This is a genomic window from Serratia sp. JSRIV006 (assembly GCF_019968685.1).
In the GTDB taxonomy this organism is placed as follows: Bacteria; Pseudomonadota; Gammaproteobacteria; order Enterobacterales; family Enterobacteriaceae; genus Chania; species Chania fonticola_B.
Window position 1 is genome coordinate 1,981,430 of the sequence record NZ_CP074137.1, and the last position, 22,101, is coordinate 2,003,530.

Consider the following 22,101-nt stretch of genomic DNA (forward strand, 5'->3'; position numbering starts at 1 on the left):
TAAATATAAAAATGCTATCACTTAAATAATAGATTAAAGACTAAAACAGCATGTGCGGGCTTTCTATATCATCAGGTGTGATATTGTCGAGAAGTTGTAGTAGATAAGGAATGATAATGACAGAAAGTAAAGTCACTAAGTCTCTTCATCACTCTGTCATAAGGAGTATGGGAGGGCGTTATTTAAATTACATTTTTCAAGTTCTTTCACTTGTAATATATTCACGTCTATTCCCTCCTGAAATATTTGGAATTGTAGCATCTATTCAGGTTTTTTATGTTTTCTTTCAATTGTTGTCTGAAGCTGGAATTGGACCAGCACTTATTAATGAAAATAATCTTTCCATTGAACAAAGAGATGGGATTTTTTCATTCACAATTTTACTAGGATGTGTTCTCTCCATTGTTTTTTATTCGGCTACTCCTTTATTAGTTTCATTTTATAATGATAGTGAAATTTCTCTGGCAGTACCTTATGTTGCGTTTAGTATCTTATTTTTCTGTGCATCCATTTTACCATTGGCAAGTATGCAAAAGGATAGGCAATTTATAAGAATCGGTATTTGCGATGTGCTTAGTGAAATGGTTACGCTAATTTTGGTTTTGATTTTTTTTGCGTACTCAATATTTCCCCCACTGATTTGTTTGTCTATCAAAGGTCTTCTTACTGCTTCATTTAGATTTTTATCATATTACATTTCATCTAAGGATACTTTCTTCGGCAGAGCGAAGATTGGAAAGGAAATTTATCAAATAAAAATCATATATCATTTTGCTATTTACCAGTTCTTGTTTAATTTTGTGAACTACTTCTCAAGGAACTTGGATAATATACTTGTCGGTAGATATTTAGGTATGTCATCACTTGGTATATATGACCGAAGTTATCAACTGATGCGATATCCATTAATGTTATTAACATTTGCGATGACACCTGCTATACAACCAGTTATACAAGGGAGTAAAGATTTATCTGTGATAGAAAGTGTCCATAAGGCTTTTTCTAGGCAACTAGCCATAATTGGTTCCTTTTTAGGTCTAGGCATATTTATCTGTTCTAAAGAGATAGTAGAAATAATATTAGGTGACTCATGGTCAGATGTTGCAAGCATAATAAAAATATTAGCTCTTTCAATACCTGTGCAAGTCGTATTATCTACAAGTGGAAGTTTTTTTCAAGGAATGGGGAAAGCCAAAGTACTATTCAAAACGGGACTGTATTCCATGGGGATAATGGTCACGATGATCTTTATTGGTATAGTACAAAAAAGCCTTGTGTCATTATCAATATTAATTGTACTTGCATTCTATATTAATTTTTACATCAATTACTATATAATGTATAAAGAATGTTTTTCAAAAAGTTCAATAAAATATTTGACAATACATACTGTAATATTTTTTATTTTTCTATCTATATGTATACTCTCTTATATTACGGGTTTTGAAAGTAAAGTCTATATCAATAAATACGTATCAATATTGATCAAGGGAGTGCTTATTACAGCATTGTTCAGTCCTCTGTTGATTAACCTAGTCAAGAGTAAAATAATTAACACTGTTAGAAAAAAGTAAATAGGCATTCTTTTAATAGTAGTTAAGGTATGTAATATCGAGAGCTAATTATGCTTCTTAGAAGTAGAATTATAGATATAGAATAAAAGGCATTTTATAGTGTTATTTGTTATTTAAATTACACTGCTATCTTACCTGTTTTATTGTTTCGCTAATTTTGAATTATCATAGCAGTTAACCGATAGGCTTATCAATTAAGTGAATAAAATGATGTCGACTGTAAATCATACGAGACAAGCTAATGCATCAGTGATTTCACTTTTGCAAAGGATTTCTGATTTATCAATAATATATTTTAGCATACTAGCGCTGTGTTACATAAATAATGAAAGCTTTAGTATTCATAGTAATATAATTGCACTATTAGCAATTGTTATATTTCAGTTAATCGGTGGTGTCTCTGACTTTTATCGCTCTTGGCGAGGAATGTCTTTATTTAAAGAGTTGCTAGGGTTTGTCAAGAACTGGTCTTTAAGCGCCATTATTACTGTAATTATAATGTTATTTACAGGGGGGCTTGAATACTTTAATATCGATGATTCATCTTTCCTTCTTTGGTATTTTTTAGTTCTGATATTTGGTTGCCTTGCTCGCTATCTTATACGACTTACCATCAATTCTCTTCGTTCAATGGGATACAATACGAGAAATGTCGTTATAGTCGGGAGAACTTTACCTGGCATTCATTTGGCTAAGTCACTCACTTCAGCTCCTTGGCTCGGACTTTTGCTTAAAGGTTTTTATAGTGGCTCAGAGAGTACTATAACAAGTCAGGATAATGTGGTATATGATGCAGATGTTGCATTTCTTGGTTCAATTGACCAAATGGTAATGGATGCCAAGAGTGGGGATATTGACAAAATTTATATTGCATTGCCAATGAAAAATGAAAAAGAAATAAAAAGAATAATGCATGAACTTGCGGATACAACTTGCTCAGTAATGTTAGTACCAGATTTATTCTCATTGGAGATATTAAAACATCGTAGTGAAGAAGTGAATGGCATCCCTGTTCTTTCATTGTGCGATACACCCCTTACTGGGTTAAATCGTATAATTAAACGGTTAGAAGATATCGTATTATCAGTAATCATTTTAATTTTTATTTCTCCTGTGCTGTTTTCTATAGGGTGCGCCGTAAAGTTTACTTCGAGTGGACCTATTTTATTCAAACAAAAGCGCTACGGTATGGATGGAAAGTCTATACAAGTCTGGAAGTTTAGAAGTATGACTGTCATGGAGGATGGTGCTAAAGTTACGCAAGCGACAAAGAATGATTCTAGGTTTACAGTGATAGGAGGTTTTTTAAGGAAGACATCACTGGATGAATTACCTCAATTCTTTAATACACTTATTGGTGATATGTCAATAGTTGGCCCTAGACCACATGCCATAGCTCATAACGAAGAGTATCGAAAAATCATCCAAGGCTATATGTTGCGCCACAAAGTTAAGCCAGGGATTACTGGTTGGGCACAAATAAACGGTTGGCGTGGTGAGACAGATACAAACGAAAAAATGGAAAAAAGAATTCAATATGATCTTGAATATATAAGGAATTGGAGTTTGTGGTTAGATTTAAAGATAATTTTCTTGACTGTTTTTAAAGGATTTATAAATAAATCAGCTTATTAGATTGCTAGCCATATCGAAATAAATGCACTTCGTTTTATTCTTAGTGTTTAAAGGATAAAGATCCGTGCGGATAATCTATACATGACTCTTGAATTTAATGATGTTCAAGATAAATCCACTGTTAATAGAAATATAGAGTTTATATGAGCGATAAAATTACTGTCACATCTCCTTTATTACCTCCTCTGGAAGAGTTTATTCCTTACTTGGAGAAGATTTGGGAGAAAAAATGGCTAACAAATAATGGCACATATCACCAAGAGTTAGAAAAAAAATTAGCCGAATATTTAGATACGGAATATATAAGCGTATTTTCAAATGGTACATTAGCATTAATAACTGCTCTACAGGCTCTCAGAATTAGCGGAGAAGTAATAACCACGCCGTACAGTTTTGTAGCTACAACTCATTCCCTTTGGTGGAATGGAATAAAGCCAGTTTTTGTTGATATCGATCCAGTTACGTTTAACTTGGATCCGGAAAAGATCGAGGCTGCAATTACACCGAAGACTACAGCTATTATGCCGGTACATGTCTATGGAAATCCATGTGATAATAAAAAAATCATGGACATTGCTGAGAAATATAATTTAAAAGTCATTTATGATGCAGCGCATGCATTTGGAGTTAAATCGGATGGTGAGTCTGTTTTAAACTGGGGAGACTTATCTATTTTAAGCTTTCATGCTACCAAAACATATTCTACGATTGAAGGTGGTGCAATTATTTGCAAAGATAGGAAAATGAAACAGCACATTGATGATTTAAAAAATTTTGGTTTTAGAGATGAAGTTACTGTGATTGCTCCTGGCATAAATGCCAAAATGAATGAAGTTCAGGCTGCTTTTGGATTGTTGTCCCTAAACTATGTTGATCAAGCAATAAGTCAACGCAAAGTTGCCTTCGAGGAGTATTTGACCTTATTAGGTGATGTTGATGGTATAAAATTGCCAATTTTATCTGACAATGTGGTCTATAATTATTCTTATTATCCTATTATTGTCAACTCAACTCTATATGGAAGAAGTAGAGATGAGCTTTATAATCATTTAAAAGATAATGATGTACTAGGTCGTAGATATTTTTATCCTTTGATTTCTGATTTTTCAACCTATAGAGGATTACCATCTTCAGATCCATCAAATCTACCAAACGCAAGGCAAATTTCCGATAATGTTATTTGTCTACCTCTTCATGCCAGTTTGTCTAGCAATGATATTGCTAAAGTTGCTAACTTAATAATTAACTATCGTAAAAAATAAAGCTGGAGACAATTGTGGGATGGTTATCTTTAAATGACTTAAAAAAAGTCGGGTTCAAGTCTTTTGGTAATAATGTATTAATATCGGATAAGGCATCATTCCACAATACTAGTAATATTACCATCGGTAGTAATGTTAGGATTGATGATTTCTGTGTGATATCTGCTGGAAGTGATGGTGTAATAATTGGGGATTTTGTACATATTGCTGTTTATACTTCCATTATTGGAAAAGGAACTATTACAATTAAGGATTACTGCAATATATCATCAAGAGTAAGTATATACTCAAGTTCTGATGATTATTCCGGTGAGTTTATGACAAACCCAATGGTTCCTGCATATTTGACAAATGTTCACCATCAAGGAGTTACATTAGAGAAACATTGTATTGTTGGATCTGGTTCTGTTATTTTACCAGGTGCTAAATTAGATGTTGGTGTAGCTATCGGAGCATTAAGTCTTATAAAAGGATTTTGTAATCAATTCACCATTTATGCAGGAGTTCCTGCGAAGATAGTCGGTCTTAGGAAGATGAATATCCTTGAGTTAGAGAAAAAAATAAATGTTCTTTTTTAATTTTGTAGTGGAGCTTTAACTATAACATGATTTTACATTTGGCTGCAGATGAGAAATTCATCGATGATGCGATCGCCCAATTTGATGCTGTCAATGAGGATATTAATGAGTATTGGGTAATATCAAAGAAAAAAACTCCTGAATTCGTCAAAAGTAAACGGATAAAAGTATTTTCTTTTCAAAAATTTTTAATGTTGTGCATACTTGGTAAACTGAATAAATTTGACGCAATCATTTTTCACTCCCTTACTCAACCAGCCAAAATAGCCTGCCTATTCAGCTCGGCTAGAGTTAAGAGGGCTTGGATAGGTTTTGGTTTTGATTATTATAACATCATAGAAAATGACGAGCTTTACATTTTAAAACCTGACACAAAAAAAATTGCAATTGATATTTATGGAAACTCTAAGCCAGACTCATTTTTGAGTGCCTTTATAAAGAGGATGATTTCCGTGTTCTTTAATCCAAAGAGCATTAATTATTTTTCACCTGTTTTATTCAGCGAGTTTAGTTTGGTTTCAGATAAGTTCAATTGCGAAATGAATTATATTGATTGGAACTATTGTGGCTTCGTTAACACTCTTCATTTGCTAGGTGACCTTAAGGTTAATTATGATAGTAAAAAGGTTCTTTTAGGGAATAGTTGTACACCTACGAATAATCATATTGATGCTTTTAAAGATGTAATCAATTTCGGGTCAGGGTATAAAATAGTGGTTCCACTGAGTTATGGTGACACTAATTGCTATAAAAATATAATTGTTAGATTGTTTAATGAATCATTTGAATCTGAAGATTTACAGTTATTAACTGACTTTGTTTCATTCGATGAATATGTCAGTCTGCTGCAGGATTGTCCTTATGTTGTAATGAATCATCTTAGACAACAAGGGCTGGGTAACATTATCATATCCCTGTTTGTAGGTGCTTACGTTTTTTTAGATAAGGCTAATCCTTTATATGCATTTTTATCGGAAAGTGGTTTTGATATTTACAGTATTGATGATATAAAAACCGTTCATTCACTACCAAAACCCGATGTTACGAAAAATAGAAGCATAATTCTTTCAATTTGGGGCGCTGAGGCTCAATTTTCTAAAACTGAAAGGTTTATTAATATAATGACATCTAATGATTCCGATGTTGTAATAAATTAAGTTATAAGCATTTCTAAAGAATAGCGTTGTAAGTTCATAAAGTATCATAGTCATTAATGACTCTGTTGTTAATGTTTAATAGACAATGTTATTACGTAGGGAATTATATTGGTTTGTCATTAGTAGTTAATAACTGTGTGGACAATCGATAGCTCACATTGTGTAGCTACTCTGAGGGGGAATATGAAAATTCTTATTACCGGTGGTGCTGGTTTTATTGGTTCTGCCTTAGCGCGATATATTATTAACGAAACTAAAGATCAAATCTTGATCATAGATAGCCTTACTTATGCAGGTAATCTCGAGTCTTTAGCCTCGATAGCACAAAGTGACTGTTACAGGTTTGAACATTTAGATATTTGTAATCGAGCCGAGTTAGACCATATTTTTGCCGAATTCCAACCTGAGGCGGTAATGCACTTGGCTGCTGAGAGTCACGTTGATCGCTCTATTGATGGTCCTGATGCTTTTATAGAAACCAATATTTTGGGAACTTATACGCTTCTTGAAACTGCCCGCAAGTATTGGCAAACTTTGGGGGAGCAGGCAAAGAAAACCTTCCGCTTCCACCATATTTCGACTGATGAAGTATATGGCGATCTGCACGGTACCGATGATTTATTCACTGAAACCACACCTTATGCACCAAGCAGTCCTTATTCTGCTTCTAAAGCTTCAAGCGATCACCTAGTCAGAGCTTGGCTACGCACTTACGGGTTGCCAACGATCGTAACGAACTGCTCCAATAACTATGGCCCTTATCACTTCCCAGAAAAACTGATCCCGCTAACCATCCTTAATGCGCTTGAAGGTAAAGCATTGCCAATTTATGGCAATGGTGCTCAAGTGCGTGACTGGCTGTATGTAGAGGATCACGCACGGGCTCTGTACAAAGTTGTCTGTGACGGTGAAGTAGGTGAAACGTACAACATTGGTGGCCATAACGAGCGCAAAAATATTGAAGTTGTGCAAACGATCTGTCGTATTTTGGATGTTATGGTGCCGAATAAACCCCGTAACCTAGTTATGTATGAAGAATTGATCACCTTTGTTACCGATCGTCCCGGACATGATATGCGTTATGCAATTGATGCTTCGAAAATAGAACGAGAACTCGGCTGGAGCCCTCAGGAGACTTTCGAAAGTGGAATTCGAAGAACTGTTGAATGGTATTTAGCAAATGAAGAATGGTGGCGTCGTGTTAAGGATAGCTCCTACAAAAGTGAACGTTTAGCGCTTACCCGTTAATTTAATCTAGGAAAGTGAATATGAAAGGAATTGTTTTAGCTGGTGGGTCTGGAACTCGTCTGTATCCCATCACTCGCGGTGTATCCAAGCAATTACTCCCTATTTATGATAAACCAATGATCTACTATCCGCTCTCTGTACTGATGCTGGCAGGGATCAGAGATATTCTAATCATATCAACGCCTGATGATATACCCTCATTTAAACGCTTACTTGGTGATGGCAGTCGCTTCGGAATAAAACTCAGCTACGAGATTCAGCCTAGTCCAGATGGGCTTGCACAGGCTTTCCTCATTGGTGAAGAATTTATAGATAAAGAACGATGTGCATTGGTTCTTGGGGATAATATTTTCTTTGGTCAAAGTTTCAGCACGAAACTTGAAAGCGTTGCTAAACGAGAAGTTGGTGCTACGGTATTTGGTTATCAGGTGATGGATCCTGAACGGTTTGGTGTTGTCGAGTTTGACGGAAAGTTTAGTGCTCTTTCACTTGAAGAAAAGCCTACTGCTCCCAAGTCGAACTGGGCTGTTACAGGATTATATTTCTACGATGCAGCTGTGGTGGAAATGGCCAAAAATGTTAAACCATCTCACCGTGGCGAACTAGAGATTACTACTCTGAATCAAATGTATCTTGAAGCAGGTCAGTTGAATGTTGAATTACTTGGTCGAGGTTTCGCTTGGTTAGATACTGGTACTCATGATAGCCTTATTGAAGCGTCACAGTTTATTCATACAATTGAGAAACGCCAAGGTTTTAAAGTTGCTTGTTTGGAAGAAATTGCATTTCGTAAAGGCTGGCTTTCTCGTGAGCAAGTTGAGGAAGAGGCCAAGTTGTTAGGAAAAACGCTTTATGGACAATATTTATCGCATGTTATTGGTGAGCGCTCGGACATAAATAAAAGTTAATTGTAAATATAATTTCAAGTCTGGTTTAATGCACTCTTTAAAACGAGGTTATTAATGTCGTAATGTGATGCTTCAATTATCCTTAATTGATAAAGTTACGATAATCCAGACTGTAATTTTCGCTAATATCTTTTTCTTTTCGACTCTAATTTATTTTAAAAATTCAATTTTTTGTCATTATAGTGTTCTTCTCTTATTTAATGATTTTATGCCAGTCGTTATTTGTATATGAGTGGCATTACATTCTCATAACCTCCGAACATTAGATGAGGAATGTTAGCCAACTTTAAGTTTTGATGACATTTTTTTTGTGTTCAACAATATATTCATTTTTTGCTAATCGAGTTAAATTATGTCTTCAAATGTAACGGCTTTTAGGCATGACATCAATGGACTCAGAGCTTGGGCTGTCATTGCTGTTGTTTTGTTCCATTTTGGCATCCCTTGCTTCGGCGGTGGGTTTGTCGGTGTAGACGTATTCTTTGTCATCTCTGGCTTCCTTATGACAAAAATCATCGTCAACGGGCTTGAAGCAGACAAGTTTTCAATATGGAAGTTTTACCTTGCGCGAGCCAGAAGGATCATACCAGCACTCGTTGCCTTGTGTCTGTGCCTATTGGCCTTGGGTTGGTTTTGGCTCCCCACAGCAGATTATAAAACGCTCTCTATCCATACACTATCAGCTATTTTCTTCATTTCAAATATCAAGTTTTGGAGGGAGGCTGGATACTTCGACGCTGCATCCCATGAAAAGTGGCTACTTCATACCTGGTCTTTATCCGTTGAATGGCAGTTCTATTTGATATTACCGATTGCTTTCATGGTAATGTGGCATTTCTGGAAAAAAAATGGGATTAAGTTTGTTATTTTTGCTGGCTGTATTCTTTCCTTTGCACTGTCAAGCTATCTGGCCTTTAAAACGCCTGCAGCTGCATTTTTCTTATTGCCTACCCGTGCATGGGAAATGCTGGCTGGCGGTGCGGTCTGGTGGGGTACTCGTAATGCTACAATTTCAGCGCCAAAAGCAAAACAGATCGAACTTCTTGGCTTTATTTTAATAAGTGCGTCAATTGTGCTTTTTAGCCCTTCACTTGCGTGGCCGGGTCTGTATGCAGCAGTTCCTGTTATAGGGGCGATGCTCGTCCTGGGGGCTGGCCGTCAAAACTCAATATTTACATCCAATTTCATTGCCGAACGACTAGGTGTATCGTCCTATTCGATATATCTTTGGCATTGGCCGGTAGTGGTTTTGTTGACATATACTGAAACTGCACACCAGTGGCAGTGGATAGTTATCGGGATCATCGTCAGCCTCGTGCTTGGCGAACTATCCCTGCACCTGATTGAAAACCCAGCACGCAGAAGGCTATCAAAACAAACACCATGGGGGAACGTATTAACAATAGTTCTATGCATGGTGATCATCAGCGCAGCATCACTCGCCATCTATAAAGTTAATTTTGTAAGCCGCGTCCCCGCGAAGATTGATCTTATCGCAAACGAAAGCTACAACATCAAACCTAGCCGGGATAAGTGTTTCTCGACATCAGGTACAACCTCTAATGCTTGTGTATACGGGGGAAGTGATATCAAGGCTATTGTTGTTGGTGATAGCCACGCTGACGCCATGACAACTGCGGTACAAGCTGCACTTCCATCAAAGAGTTATGGTGTATTAGACCTGACTTATGCTAATTGCCCAACTATTTATAGTGCAAAGGTTATTCCAGGAGAAGCTCCTGATAACCAGCATTGCTTTGAGTACAATCAGTGGGAAAAAAAGAAGTTGGCCACTATGGATAAATCCATTCCTGTGGTCATCATAAACAGAACTTCAGCATATGCATTTGGACAACATAACATTCTAGAAAAGATGAATAGGCCAATCGTCTACTTCACGTCTGTTTTTCCGTACACCAACTCCTGAATTTTTGAGTGAATTTGAAAAGGGACTTATTGATACTGTGTGTGAAATTGCTTCAACTCACCCAGTGTTTATAGTTCGTCCTATTCCGGAGATGATGTCTGATGTTCCAAAAACGTTGTCTAGAGCGATGATGTTTGGCAAGGAAACACCACATATTTATTTATCCGAAATAGATTACATGAATCGTCATTCCTTTGTCTGGGAGGCTCAGGACAAGGCTGCAAAAAAATGTGGCGTGAAGATACTTAATCCATTACCGCTGTTGTGCAAAAATGGAATATGTGGAAGTATGCATGATGGTAGACCTATTTATTACGATGATGACCATTTAAGTGAGTATGGTAATAAAATTTTGGTCCCTATGTTTCAGAAAATTTTCTGAAAACTTAAAGGGGCATTATTTCTACTGGGGTTGTTTATTTTAGGAATTGTTTGTTATGTTTCTTTTGGCTAGTAAATCTTAGATTATAATTTCATGTTTTGATGCCAATAATGTGGTTTTTTACTCTATGATGTGTATGAGTAACAGAGTTGCTTCATGTATGATTGGCGTTTACCATTTATAAACGATGATAGTTTAGCTGCTTGTTCTTTTCAGAAAGGTAAAATCTGTTGTTACATCAAAATAAGTGCTCTGTTAGACTCATCCCTTTTAACTATGTTTAATATGGCTGAATGTGGTTCCTAGGCAGAGGATTTTGCCAAACCTGCTAGTCGCTAAACTTTTAATGAGTAGAATAGAAGGCTACAGGTTTCTGATTCTATGCGCGCCAGCGCGCACAAAAGGGGTAACAATGGCAATTCTAGTCACCGGCGGAGCCGGCTACATAGGTTCCCACACCGTTCTGGCCCTGCTTGAACGTGGAGAAGAGGTTGTCGTCCTAGACAACCTCTCGAACTCATCCGAAGAGTCACTGCACCGTGTGGAGCAGCTAACAGGCAAAGCAGCCATCTTCTACCAAGGCGACATTCAAGATCCGGAGTGTCTGAACCGTATCTTCGATGGTCACCATATCTCGGCGGTGATCCACTTTGCTGGCCTCAAGGCGGTAGGGGAGTCCACCCGCAAACCGTTAGAATATTATCAGAACAACGTCTCTGGCACCCTTGTGCTCCTGGATGAGATGCGTCGTGCTGGAGTTCATCAGTTTATCTTCAGTTCCTCAGCCACTGTTTATGGTGCTAACTCTCCAGTACCTTATGTTGAAACCACACCTATTGGCGGTACGACTAGTCCGTATGGCACATCCAAACTGATGGTTGAGCAAATCCTGCAGGACTTCGCCAAGGCAGAGCCGCAGTTTTCGATTATCGCTTTACGTTACTTCAACCCAGTTGGCGCCCATGAGTCTGGCCTGATCGGTGAAGATCCCAATGGCATCCCTAATAACCTGTTGCCATACATCTCGCAGGTTGCTATTGGCAAGCTGGAGAAACTGGGTGTTTTCGGCGGTGATTATCCAACGAAAGACGGTACCGGTGTGCGTGACTACATTCATGTGATGGATCTGGCGGAAGGCCACCTGATGGCCATGGATCATCTGAAGAAGGTCGAAGGGTTCAAAGCTTATAATCTGGGAGCTGGTGTTGGGTTCTCGGTGCTGGAGATGGTGCATGCTTTCGAGAAAGCCTCCGGTGTCGCTATCCCTTATCAGATCTTGCCGCGCCGCGATGGTGATTTGCCAGCATTCTGGGCTGACGCCAACTTGGCTCGCCAAGAATTGGGCTGGGAGGTGAGTCGTGGTATCGATGAAATGATGCGTGATACCTGGAACTGGCAGAAGAACAATCCTCAAGGTTATGCTAGTAAAAACTAAGAAAATTCTTTAGTATTGTGCATTCTAAAAAGCCCATTCGTGGGCTTTTTTTTCGCCCTTACAATGATAAGGCGACTATCTATTTGCAGGCTTTGTTACAGCGTTTAGGGATTTTTTCGATCTTAATTAATTGATATAAAATAAATTTGCTGATAGAGCAGGCGGTTAGCTCAATAAACCAACAACCGTCTTCAGATTAAACTGAAAGAGTGGACAATGTACAGGTGTTTTGTCCGCTTAGGTGGTAGCATACGCAACAAAAATCTCGTCCAATGGGCACAAGTACGCGTTTAAGTAATGATCGTGTGCCTTGTTGTATGCTTAACTTAGCGTATGGATTGGACAAAACGTAAAATTTATACTTTATTTTCAGTCTATTGGTAGCTGTTGAGCCAAGGGCGGTAGCGTGCTTTTTTGATCTGGCAGTGAGTAAAATGGCTTTTTGGTTGTTTTTTGACCTCGCCTCTACAATCAACCATTATACTTCATGATGTAACAAAGTATGACGGTTTGGGTTAAAATCGGAATAATGACATACTGACTGCCAAGAGGATTAAGACTGAGTGATGACCTAAGAAAGCGAGTTAAAGACTGCGATTGGCGTATTTTTATTAAGTGATTGTATTACTTAAAGCTTTTTAGCTTAACGTAATAAAGGATAAATAATGTTACTACCCGTAATTATGGCAGGCGGCACTGGCAGTCGTTTATGGCCAATGTCCCGTGAACTCCATCCCAAGCAATTTCTGCGTTTGCATAGCATCCATTCAATGCTGCAAGAAACGTTAAAGCGGCTTGATGGTGTCGGCGTCAGTGAGCCTGTTGTAATCTGTAACGAAGATCACCGCTTTATGGTTGCTGAACAACTTCGGCAGATCGACATGTTATCGCATAACATCATTTTGGAACCGGTAGGGCGCAATACGGCTCCAGCGATCGCACTGGCAGCATTGAATGCCATTGCTCAGGGCAATGACCCTATCATGTTGGTGTTGGCGGCCGACCACATTATCAACGATGTCGAAGCATTCCATCGTGCCATTGACCTGGCACTGCCACATGCGGCTGCAAAGAGTCTGGTCACTTTTGGTATCGTCCCCACCGGGCCTGAAACGGGTTACGGGTATATTCAACGTGGGGAATGTAAGAATGGATCGGTGGCTGCGCCTGTTCAACGGTTTGTAGAGAAGCCTGACAGCGAGACGGCACAAAGCTATATCGAGACCGGTGAATACTACTGGAATAGCGGCATGTTCATGTTTCGTGCCAAGCGCTATCTGGAAGAGCTGGAGAAATTCCGCCCAGATATCCTTGCGGCTTGCCGTGATGCGCTTGATAACACCGAATGCGATAAAAACTTTATCAATGTTGATCGCGATGCGTTTTCTGCCTGCCCGGATGACTCGGTTGACTATGCGGTAATGGAGAAGACTCACGATGCGGTGGTCATTCCCTTGGATGCTGGTTGGAGTGACGTCGGATCTTGGTCGGCGTTGTGGGAAGTAAGCAAGAAAGACTCGGCGGGTAATGCGCTAACTGGGGATACTTTCCTCTATGACTCCCGTGACTGCTACATCAATACTGACGAGAAGCTGGTCGCTGCTGTAGGTGTAGAAAACCTGGTGATTGTTAACACCAAAGATGCCGTGTTGGTAGTAGATAGATCCAAGGTTCAAGATGTTAAAAAGATTGTTGAACATCTGAAGAAGAACAAGCGTAGTGAATACCGTCGTCATCGTGAGGTGTATCGTCCATGGGGCCGTTGCGACATTTTGGTCGCCGAGAAACGCTTTAACGTCAATCGTATTACTGTGAATCCGGGTGAGGCGTTCTCTTTGCAAATGCACCACCATCGCGCTGAGCATTGGGTCGTGCTTTCCGGCACTGCGAGAGTGACTACTGGCGACAAGACGTTCTTGATTACCGAGAATCAGTCAACATTCATCCCAGTTGCGGTTATCCATCGTTTAGAAAACCCAGGTAACATTCCGCTAGAATTGATTGAGATTCAGTCTGGCTCTTATCTTGGGGACGATGACGTTATCCGCATTAAAGATCACTACGGGCGTTGCTAATTTTTGAGGTTTTAATGAACTGTTTAACATGCTTTAAGGCTTATGATATTCGCGGTCAACTTGGTGAAGAGTTAAACGAAGATATTGCTTACCGTATTGGGCGAGCCTATGGCGAATATTTAAAGCCAAAGCGCATAATCGTGGGGGGCGATGTGCGCTTAACGAGTGAAGCATTAAAATTGGCTCTGGCTAACGGCCTGCGTGATGCTGGTGCAGATGTTTTTGACATTGGGTTAAGTGGGACAGAGGAAGTTTACTTTGCTACATTCCATCTCAATATGGATGGTGGGATCGAAGTTACAGCAAGCCACAACCCTATGAATTATAATGGGATGAAGCTGGTTCGCGAGAATGCGCAGCCTATCAGTGGCGACACAGGCCTGTTTGCGATTAAGGAATTGGCCGAAGTGAATAATTTCGCTCCGGTTGATGAAAGCAAACGTGGTAGCTATCAGCAGATCTCTATTCTGAATGATTATGTCGATCATCTGCTAGGGTACATTGATACCAAGACGCTAAGCCCAATGAAATTGGTGATCAACTCAGGGAATGGTGCTGCCGGCCATGTGATCGATGAGATCGAACGGCGTTTCAAGCAAGATAATGTGCCTGTTTCCTTTGTTAAGGTGCATAACCAGCCGGACGGCCAATTCCCAAATGGCATTCCCAACCCTTTGTTGCCAGAGTGTCGTGCTGATACCGCAAAAGCGGTATTGGAGCACCAGGCTGATATGGGGATCGCGTTTGATGGCGATTTCGATCGCTGTTTCCTATTTGATGAAAACGCAACCTTCATTGAAGGCTACTATATCGTTGGTTTATTGGCGGAAGCATTCCTGCAAACTACCCCAGGCGCGAAAATTATTCATGACCCTCGTCTATCCTGGAATACCATTGATATTGTCAGCCAGGCTGGTGGTACAGCGGTAATGTCTAAGACCGGTCATGCGTTTATCAAAGAGCGTATGCGTAAAGAAGATGCCGTTTATGGCGGGGAAATGAGTGCTCATCACTACTTCCGTGATTTTGCCTACTGTGATAGTGGGATGATCCCATGGTTGTTGGTAGCAAGTTTTCTTTCGGTTAAAGGAAGGACGTTGAGCCAGTTGGTTGGGGAACGTATTACCCAGTACCCGTGTAGCGGGGAGATCAATTATAAAGTCACCAGCGCCGAAAGCCTGCTAAAAGAAATAGAAATTATTTATGGGCATAATGCAGTTGTTGATAAAACTGATGGTCTTTCAATTGAGTTCCATGATTGGCGTTTTAACGTTCGCTGCTCTAATACCGAAGCCTTGCTAAGGCTTAATGTTGAAGCCAAGAGTGATAGAAATATAGTATCAAAGAAAGTTAAAGAGATTGAAGCTATCATCAAAGGGACTAACAATGTTTAATATGATAAAAGGGCTATGGCAATACCGTAGCTTTATTTTGGGTAGTATTAAACGTGAGTTTCAAACTAAATATAGAAATTCATTGTTAGGGGCCGTATGGAATGTCCTGAATCCTTTGGCTATGATTGTTATTTATACGGTTATTTTCTCTCAAATAATGCGGGCCAAATTACCTGGCGTAGATCATACATTTGCTTATAGTATCTATCTCTGTGCTGGTATTTTAAGTTGGGGTTTATTTGCTGAAATAATTTCTCGATCACAGGTTATGTTCGTTGATAATGGCAATCTGCTTAAGAAGATTAATTTTCCGCGGATATGCATTCCTACAATCATCGTTGGAAGCTCGCTGCTAAACTTCTTTATTGTATCTTTCATCTTTTGTGTTTTTTTAATAATTAGCGGTTATTTCCCTGGTTGGGTAATACTCTCACTAATACCCGTTATTGCCGTTTTGATTCTTTTTGCTATTGGGCTCGGTTTGACGATTGGTGTCCTCAACGTTTTCTTTAGTGATGTCGGGCAGTTTTTTGGTATCTTTTTACAGTTTTGGTTCTGGCTTACTCCGATCGTTTACTCGGTAACTATTTTACCGGAAAATTTCCGCGGTTTTATTGAGTACAATCCGCTGGCGGGGGTCGTCATGGCTTGCCAAACGGTCTTGGTCAAAGGTGAGTTGCCTGATTGGTATGGGATTTTGCCCGCAGCAATCATTGGCGTGTTGCTTTGCATTTTTGGGATGCGCCTATTCCAAAAGCGTGCGGCAGAAATGGTGGATGAACTTTAATGAGTACTATCAGTGTAAGTAATATTGGGAAGGCATTTAAACAATATCCTAATCGCTGGGCGCGTCTTATAGAGTGGTTCTGCCCTGGTAATGTCGTAAAGCATCAGTTGAAATGGGTACTGCAGGATATCAATTTCACCGTAAATCCTGGCGAAGCTGTTGGTATTATTGGTATCAATGGTGCGGGTAAAAGCACATTACTCAAGATGATCACCGGTACCAGCCAACCTACTAAAGGGCATATCCATATTTCTGGGCGTGTTGCCGCATTATTAGAGTTAGGTATGGGGTTTCACCCAGATTTTACTGGCCGTCAAAACGTGTATATGGCGGGGCAATTGCTGGGGTTGCATGGGGATGAAATTTCCAGTTTGATGCCGGAGATTGAAGCATTCGCAGAGATTGGTGAATATCTTGATAGCCCGGTAAGAGTCTATTCCAGTGGCATGCAGATGCGTTTGGCGTTTAGCGTGGCAACGGCCATCAGGCCGGATGTTCTGATTGTTGATGAAGCGCTTTCCGTTGGTGATGATTACTTTCAACATAAAAGTTTTGAAAGAATACGTGAATTTCGTCGGCAAGGAACCACGCTGTTAATCGTTTCTCATGATAAACAAGCCATACAAAGTATCTGCGATCGGGCAATTCTTCTTAATGCCGGCCGTATTGAGATGGAAGGCGAACCTGAAGCCGTAATGGATTATTATAATGCATTATTGGCTGCTAAACAGAATCAAAAAGTTGAGCAAAAAGTTACCGCTGAAGGAAAGGTTCAAACCATTTCCGGAACTGGGGAGGCCGAAGTCTCCGAAATATCCTTACAGGATAGCGATAAGCGGAAGGTTGAGTTTGTTAACGTAGGTCAAGCGGTGACCTTGCATATCGAAGTTAAAGTTAATAAAGATATTCCGCGATTAGTTTTAGGATATGGTATTAAAGATCGTTTAGGTCAAGTGCTGTATGGCACAAATACAGACTTGAAAAAGAGCGTTATTGAGAATGTTAAAGCTGGTACAACGTTGGTTTACGATTTCAGCTTTGACGCGAACCTTGGCCCCGGCAGCTACTCCGTACAAACCGCGTTGGTAAGTACTGATACTCATTTAGTTAATAATTATGAGTGGCGTGATTTGGCATTGCTTTTTAACGTTGTGAATATTGATAAGGCCAATTTTGTCGGGCTGACGTGGTTAGATCCAAAAATAGGGATTCATCAAAAATGAGTTTTATTTCATATGCGCAGAATTTAGAGGATGTGGTGCTTTGGAAGGCCCTTAAAAATGTGGAGAACGGTTTTTATATCGATGTGGGAGCAAATGATCCCATTATCGATTCCGTAACTCGCTCATTTTATAACTTGGGTTGGCGTGGCATCAATGTTGAGCCTATTCTTGGTCACTTCAATGAACTTGTCGCCGATCGGCCTGAAGATATAAACCTTAATTGTGCGTTAAATGAATGTTCTGGCCAGTTGGAAATCTGGGAGTGTGATATTCGCGGTTGGGCGACTCTTGATAAAGAAGTTGCCAAAGCGCATGAGGCCGAAGGGCATAACGGTCAATGGCATCAGGTTACGGTAAGAACATTAGCCGATGTCTGTGAGGAATATCAGCCAGAAAATATCCACTTCTTGAAGGTTGATGTCGAAGGCTTGGAAATTGCTGTTTTAAAAGGCAATGATTGGGATAAGTTTCGGCCATGGGTAGTGGTGGTTGAGTCCACCTTCCCCAATACGCAGATTGAAACGCACTCGGAAGTTGAAGAACTGCTCATTGAAAATAACTATCTCTTTGCTTATGCTGACGGACTTAATCGTTTTTATGTCTCCCTTGAGCATCAGGATCTGGTCGCGTCACTTAAATATCCTCCTAGTGTTTTTGATGACTACCAAACGTACAATGAGTATATTGCGTTGAAAAACGCTGAAGCCCTTAGTCAAGAGTTGGCTAATTACAAGCAAGAATATAATGGCACTTTGGCTAAAATACTCACGCTGCTAAATGATAAAAATGACAAGCTTAATGATAAGCTTGATGGAGTGGCTGTTGGCTTAGAGGAAGTATCTGGCCGTTTAAATCACACAGAAAAATATCAGGATCTGATCCACAAAACTTCTTCCTTAACCGCAGAGAATGAACGAGTACATACGGCCTATAGCGCGCTATCTCAGGCGTATGACGCGGCCAATGAACGCATCTATGCTCAAGAACAAGAGCTCGAACAGATGCGCAAACACTTCGATCAAATCTACTGCAGTACTTCGTGGCGCATAAGTTCTCCGGTTCGTTTGTTAGGGCGTTTGAAAAATAGAAATGCTCCTTCATCTCAAGCATCAAGCACTGGGCTGCTGAAACGGGGCCTGAGAAAGCTATCCCGGATCGCCAATCAAAACCCAAGATTAAGAATGCTGGTAGTGCGTACCTCTAAAAAATTAGGTTTGTATAACGCGCTACGCAATCTTTACCTCAGAATGTTGTTGGGGAGTAGCCCAAATACTGCGTTTTCTGCAAAAGATGTTTTAGCGGCGCAAAACAATACGTTCTCATCGTTTAAGTCTTCTGACTCCCTCAGTATTGATGAATTGCACCGAAGGATCAAAAAAGAACTTGAAGTCAATAAGGATCAAGGGTGATATCAGTGAAATACCATAATCAATACACTGGGTTGAAAGACTTTAAAGGGTTACGCGTTGCGGTTTTAGCGACGGAATCGGCGCAAGGTGAAGTCGGTGGGGCCGAGCGCTTTTATCAAGGGCTACTTGGCGGTTTACTCGAGATTGGCTGTGCAGCTGAAATTGTGTCGGTCATTGCAGACGAGTCTTCCTTCGAGCAGATAGGCAATAACTATCAGTATTGCCGTGATCTTGATTTGACGCGTTTTGATGCCGTTATTTCGACCAAGACGCCGACCTTTGCTGTCAATCACCCTAACCATGTGATGTATTTAGTACATACGGTTCGCGTATTTGACGACATGTTCAGTGAGTCATTCCCGGGTAATGATCCTGTACGGATGGCTGAGCGAGCGATTTTGCATCAATGGGATTTTGAGGCGATTTCGAAGGCAAAAGCTAAATTTACCATTGGTCACGAGGTTTCTAATCGTCTATATCGGTGGCGTGGTATTCATTCAGAGGTCATTCACCCTCCGTTAGGTGTCAATGGTTTCAGACAAGGACAAACCGGCAACTACTTTTTCCTTCCAGGGCGGCTTCACCCTTGGAAGCGGGTTGACTTGGCTATTAAGGCTGTAAAAGCCTCCAAGTTACCTATGCGCCTGGTTATTTCAGGGATTGGTGAAGCGGAAAGTGATCTTAAGGCGTTGGCTGCTGGTGATAACAGAATTGAGTTCGTTGGCAGGCTCAGCGATGAAGAGTTGTTAGCTTACTATGCTGATTCTCTGGCCGTTGCTTTTGTGCCAAAGAAAGAAGATTACGGCTATGTCACACTGGAAGGATTCGCCAGTGGTAAGCCGGTAATCACTTGCACTGACTCTGGTGAACCGACTTATTTCGTCAAGCATAAAGAAACCGGGCTAATTTGTGAGCCCACCGCTGAGAGTCTGCGTGATGGATTTGAATGGTTATTCAATAACACATCACAAGCGGCCGCAATGGGGCAACAGGGATACGATGTAATTCAAGGCATGTCTTGGGCTACCGTTGGTAAACAGCTAATTTCTGCGGCAATGGCTCCTGATGTAGCTCTGAAGCAAGAAGCTGTGAACGTACTCATCACGGATATGCAGCCTATTGATCCGCCTATTGGGGGAGGGCGTTTGCGTCTGCTCGGTCTCTACCATAATTTGGGAACGGATATTAAGGCCACCTATGTTGGTTCATATGACTGGCCAGGCGAAAAGTATCGTAAGCACCAACTCAGCCCGGGTCTGGAAGAAATTAATGTCCCCCTGAGTGATGAGCACCACCTGGCTGCACAACAATGGGCGACCCAAGCGGGGGGCAAAACTGTCATTGACGTGGTATTCAGTCAGCAAGGGCATTTGTCGCCGAATTATTTAAATGAAGTCATTGAGAATATTAAACGGGCAGATGTAGTCGTATTCTCTCATCCGTGGGTCTATCCATTAATTGAGCCCAACTTGTTGCAAGGAAAAGTGGTGGTCTATGACTCTCAAAATGTTGAGGGTTATCTACGGGCACAACTCTTTGATGAGAGTAATGAGGCTGAGTTAGCCGCTATACGACAGGTTATTAGTGATGAATATCAACTAGGGCTACGTGCTGATGTGATACTGGCATGCTCTCAAGAGGATTTGTTGCGATTCAACCGGGTTTATGAATTCTCGCCAGAAAAAATGCGGGTTGTCCCCAATGGGGTCATGGCGTTTAAAAATGATGTCCCCGGTGAGGCTGAAAGAGTCAAAGCCAAAAAAGCACTTGGTTTTACCAATGATGATAAAATTGCCATTTTTATCGGCAGTGCTTACGGTCCAAATGTCGAGGCTGCCCACTTTATTATGGGGTCGCTTGCTGCAGTTGTTCCTGATGTCACCTTTGTTATCGCCGGTGGGGTCGGAGCGGCAGTTGAAAAAGTGAGTCACGGTAATGTGCGTGTGACTGGCATGTTGAGTGAAGAAGATAAAGCGTTATGGCTATCTGCGGCAGATATGGCTGTGAACCCGATGTTTTCTGGCTCTGGCACCAATATCAAGATGTTTGACTTTATGTCAATGGCAATGCCGACTGTAACCACCCAAATTGGTGCGCGTGGTATTGATACCGGTGGGCTTAATGCCATGCTGGTGGTTGAACCGACAGAACAGGCGTTCGCTACGGCTATCCGTTCTCTCTTTGATGTGCAAACCAGTAAAGCCATTGGCTCTGCAGCACGTGTTTGCGTTGAAAACAGTTATGCCTGGGAGCGAATCTCAGATGTTGTAGGCCAAATGTTTGCTTCTAGGGCTCAGTTGGCAAACCAGCCGCAACCGCATTTCTCTGTGGTGATCCCGAGCTACGAAAGGCCCGATCAGCTCCAGGAGTTGGTGGGATATCTGCAAAAGCAGGTAGAGCGAGATTTTGAGGTCATTATCATCGATCAAAGTGAGAGCCCGTGGTCAGAGCGTGAGCGTGATTTCGGTTTCCCGCTGTGTTACTACCACTCTCCGGTGAAAGGTGCGGTACGCGCGAGGAATACGGGGGCGATGTTGGCTCAAGGGAAGATCATCGCCTTCACCGATGATGATTGTCGCCCTGGTCCTAACTGGTTAGCCAATGCACGGAAGTATTTTGAGCTAGAAGGTGTTGTTGGTATTGAAGGCATGATCACTTCAGATCATTTGGGTGATGATAATTGGCGTCCGGTCACCAATGTTGGTTTTGAAAGTATTGGCTTCATGACGGCAAATCTGCTGGTAAGAAGTTCTGTATTCAATTATTTGGGCGGATTTGATTTGCAATTTGACCACCCACATTTTCGTGAGGATACGGACTTTGGCTGGAGAATGCAGCAGTTAGGTGCAGTGCCTTATGCAAGGGATGTTGATGTATTTCATCCGGCTCAATTACGTTCAAAAGAGCGGGAGTCAGCGGTAATCCGTGCTCGTTTCTTCCAGAAGGATGTTCTGCTTTACCGCAAACACCCGGATAAGTACCATGAGCTTTTTTTACAAGAGAGACATTACGCTATTACTTCAGGCTTTAAAGAAAATCTGCTGCTAGGTTTTGATAGAGAAAATGAACCTGTGCCTCAGTGGATGGCAGCATTGTTGGATGCGTAA

16 protein-coding genes are annotated in these 22,101 nt (G+C 40.8%); all 16 read left to right on the forward strand.

Translation table 11 applies throughout. From position 1 onward, the window contains the following. The first annotated feature begins 116 nt into the window (after positions 1-116). Positions 117-1,574 (forward strand): oligosaccharide flippase family protein, encoded by a 1,458-nt coding sequence (locus tag KGP16_RS09195; protein ID WP_223501198.1) that lies wholly within the window; start codon positions 117-119, stop codon positions 1,572-1,574. Between the two features lie 210 nt (positions 1,575-1,784). After that, on the forward strand, positions 1,785-3,209 hold the full coding sequence (locus KGP16_RS09200) for an undecaprenyl-phosphate glucose phosphotransferase (protein WP_223501512.1): 1,425 nt from the start codon (positions 1,785-1,787) through the stop codon (positions 3,207-3,209). A 143-nt stretch (positions 3,210-3,352) separates the two neighbouring features. After that, on the forward strand, positions 3,353-4,471 hold the full coding sequence (locus KGP16_RS09205) for a DegT/DnrJ/EryC1/StrS aminotransferase family protein (protein WP_223501199.1): 1,119 nt from the start codon (positions 3,353-3,355) through the stop codon (positions 4,469-4,471). A gap of 14 nt (positions 4,472-4,485) precedes the next feature. Then, positions 4,486-5,049 (forward strand): acyltransferase, encoded by a 564-nt coding sequence (locus KGP16_RS09210; RefSeq protein ID WP_223501200.1) that lies wholly within the window; start codon positions 4,486-4,488, stop codon positions 5,047-5,049. A 26-nt stretch (positions 5,050-5,075) separates the two neighbouring features. After that, positions 5,076-6,206 carry a TDP-N-acetylfucosamine:lipid II N-acetylfucosaminyltransferase gene (locus KGP16_RS09215; RefSeq protein ID WP_223501201.1) on the forward strand — a complete coding sequence of 377 codons (1,131 nt, stop codon included), beginning with the start codon at positions 5,076-5,078 and terminating at the stop codon, positions 6,204-6,206. 183 nt (positions 6,207-6,389) lie between these two features. Further along, positions 6,390-7,454: a dTDP-glucose 4,6-dehydratase gene (gene rfbB / locus KGP16_RS09220; RefSeq protein ID WP_223501202.1), complete on the forward strand. Its 1,065-nt coding sequence runs from the start codon at positions 6,390-6,392 to the stop codon at positions 7,452-7,454. A gap of 20 nt (positions 7,455-7,474) precedes the next feature. Next, a complete protein-coding gene (gene rfbA, locus KGP16_RS09225; protein WP_223501203.1) occupies positions 7,475-8,362 on the forward strand; it encodes a glucose-1-phosphate thymidylyltransferase RfbA in 888 nt (295 codons plus the stop codon). A gap of 352 nt (positions 8,363-8,714) precedes the next feature. Next, the gene (locus KGP16_RS09230; RefSeq protein WP_256461125.1) at positions 8,715-10,289 is read left to right on the forward strand and encodes an acyltransferase family protein; all 1,575 of its coding nucleotides are present in this window, start codon (positions 8,715-8,717) and stop codon (positions 10,287-10,289) included. Between the two features lie 4 nt (positions 10,290-10,293). Beyond that, positions 10,294-10,671 carry an SGNH hydrolase domain-containing protein gene (locus KGP16_RS27585; RefSeq protein ID WP_256461126.1) on the forward strand — a complete coding sequence of 126 codons (378 nt, stop codon included), beginning with the start codon at positions 10,294-10,296 and terminating at the stop codon, positions 10,669-10,671. Positions 10,672-11,083: 412 nt separating this feature from the next. After that, positions 11,084-12,106, forward strand: a complete 1,023-nt coding sequence (gene galE / locus KGP16_RS09235) for a UDP-glucose 4-epimerase GalE (protein WP_223501204.1) — start codon at positions 11,084-11,086, stop codon at positions 12,104-12,106. Positions 12,107-12,771: 665 nt separating this feature from the next. Beyond that, a complete protein-coding gene (locus tag KGP16_RS09240) occupies positions 12,772-14,181 on the forward strand; it encodes a mannose-1-phosphate guanylyltransferase/mannose-6-phosphate isomerase (RefSeq protein ID WP_199063809.1) in 1,410 nt (469 codons plus the stop codon). A 14-nt stretch (positions 14,182-14,195) separates the two neighbouring features. Next, positions 14,196-15,575 carry a phosphomannomutase CpsG gene (gene cpsG, locus KGP16_RS09245; RefSeq protein ID WP_223501205.1) on the forward strand — a complete coding sequence of 460 codons (1,380 nt, stop codon included), beginning with the start codon at positions 14,196-14,198 and terminating at the stop codon, positions 15,573-15,575. Continuing rightward, positions 15,568-16,362 carry an ABC transporter permease gene (locus tag KGP16_RS09250; RefSeq protein WP_223501207.1) on the forward strand — a complete coding sequence of 265 codons (795 nt, stop codon included), beginning with the start codon at positions 15,568-15,570 and terminating at the stop codon, positions 16,360-16,362. The genes cpsG and KGP16_RS09250 overlap by 8 nt, the downstream gene beginning before the upstream one ends. Then, positions 16,362-17,585 (forward strand): ABC transporter ATP-binding protein, encoded by a 1,224-nt coding sequence (locus tag KGP16_RS09255; protein ID WP_223501208.1) that lies wholly within the window; start codon positions 16,362-16,364, stop codon positions 17,583-17,585. The genes KGP16_RS09250 and KGP16_RS09255 overlap by 1 nt, the downstream gene beginning before the upstream one ends. Continuing rightward, a complete protein-coding gene (locus KGP16_RS09260) occupies positions 17,582-18,994 on the forward strand; it encodes an FkbM family methyltransferase (RefSeq protein WP_223501209.1) in 1,413 nt (470 codons plus the stop codon). Before KGP16_RS09255 ends, KGP16_RS09260 begins: the two co-directional genes overlap by 4 nt. 5 nt (positions 18,995-18,999) lie before the next feature. Next, positions 19,000-22,101 (forward strand): glycosyltransferase, encoded by a 3,102-nt coding sequence (locus KGP16_RS09265; protein WP_223501210.1) that lies wholly within the window; start codon positions 19,000-19,002, stop codon positions 22,099-22,101.

What these genes read in the sequence shown, in the direction of transcription:
- KGP16_RS09195 (WP_223501198.1), top strand. Translation starts at nt 117, where the DNA reads ATGACAGAAAGTAAAGTCACTAAGTCTCTTCATCACTCTGTCATAAGG.
- KGP16_RS09200 (WP_223501512.1), top strand. Translation starts at nt 1,785, where the DNA reads ATGTCGACTGTAAATCATACGAGACAAGCTAATGCATCAGTGATTTCA.
- KGP16_RS09205 (WP_223501199.1), top strand. Translation starts at nt 3,353, where the DNA reads ATGAGCGATAAAATTACTGTCACATCTCCTTTATTACCTCCTCTGGAA.
- KGP16_RS09215 (WP_223501201.1), top strand. Translation starts at nt 5,076, where the DNA reads ATGATTTTACATTTGGCTGCAGATGAGAAATTCATCGATGATGCGATC.
- rfbB (WP_223501202.1), top strand. Translation starts at nt 6,390, where the DNA reads ATGAAAATTCTTATTACCGGTGGTGCTGGTTTTATTGGTTCTGCCTTA.
- rfbA (WP_223501203.1), top strand. Translation starts at nt 7,475, where the DNA reads ATGAAAGGAATTGTTTTAGCTGGTGGGTCTGGAACTCGTCTGTATCCC.
- KGP16_RS09230 (WP_256461125.1), top strand. Translation starts at nt 8,715, where the DNA reads ATGTCTTCAAATGTAACGGCTTTTAGGCATGACATCAATGGACTCAGA.
- galE (WP_223501204.1), top strand. Translation starts at nt 11,084, where the DNA reads ATGGCAATTCTAGTCACCGGCGGAGCCGGCTACATAGGTTCCCACACC.
- KGP16_RS09240 (WP_199063809.1), top strand. Translation starts at nt 12,772, where the DNA reads ATGTTACTACCCGTAATTATGGCAGGCGGCACTGGCAGTCGTTTATGG.
- cpsG (WP_223501205.1), top strand. Translation starts at nt 14,196, where the DNA reads ATGAACTGTTTAACATGCTTTAAGGCTTATGATATTCGCGGTCAACTT.
- KGP16_RS09250 (WP_223501207.1), top strand. Translation starts at nt 15,568, where the DNA reads ATGTTTAATATGATAAAAGGGCTATGGCAATACCGTAGCTTTATTTTG.
- KGP16_RS09255 (WP_223501208.1), top strand. Translation starts at nt 16,362, where the DNA reads ATGAGTACTATCAGTGTAAGTAATATTGGGAAGGCATTTAAACAATAT.
- KGP16_RS09260 (WP_223501209.1), top strand. Translation starts at nt 17,582, where the DNA reads ATGAGTTTTATTTCATATGCGCAGAATTTAGAGGATGTGGTGCTTTGG.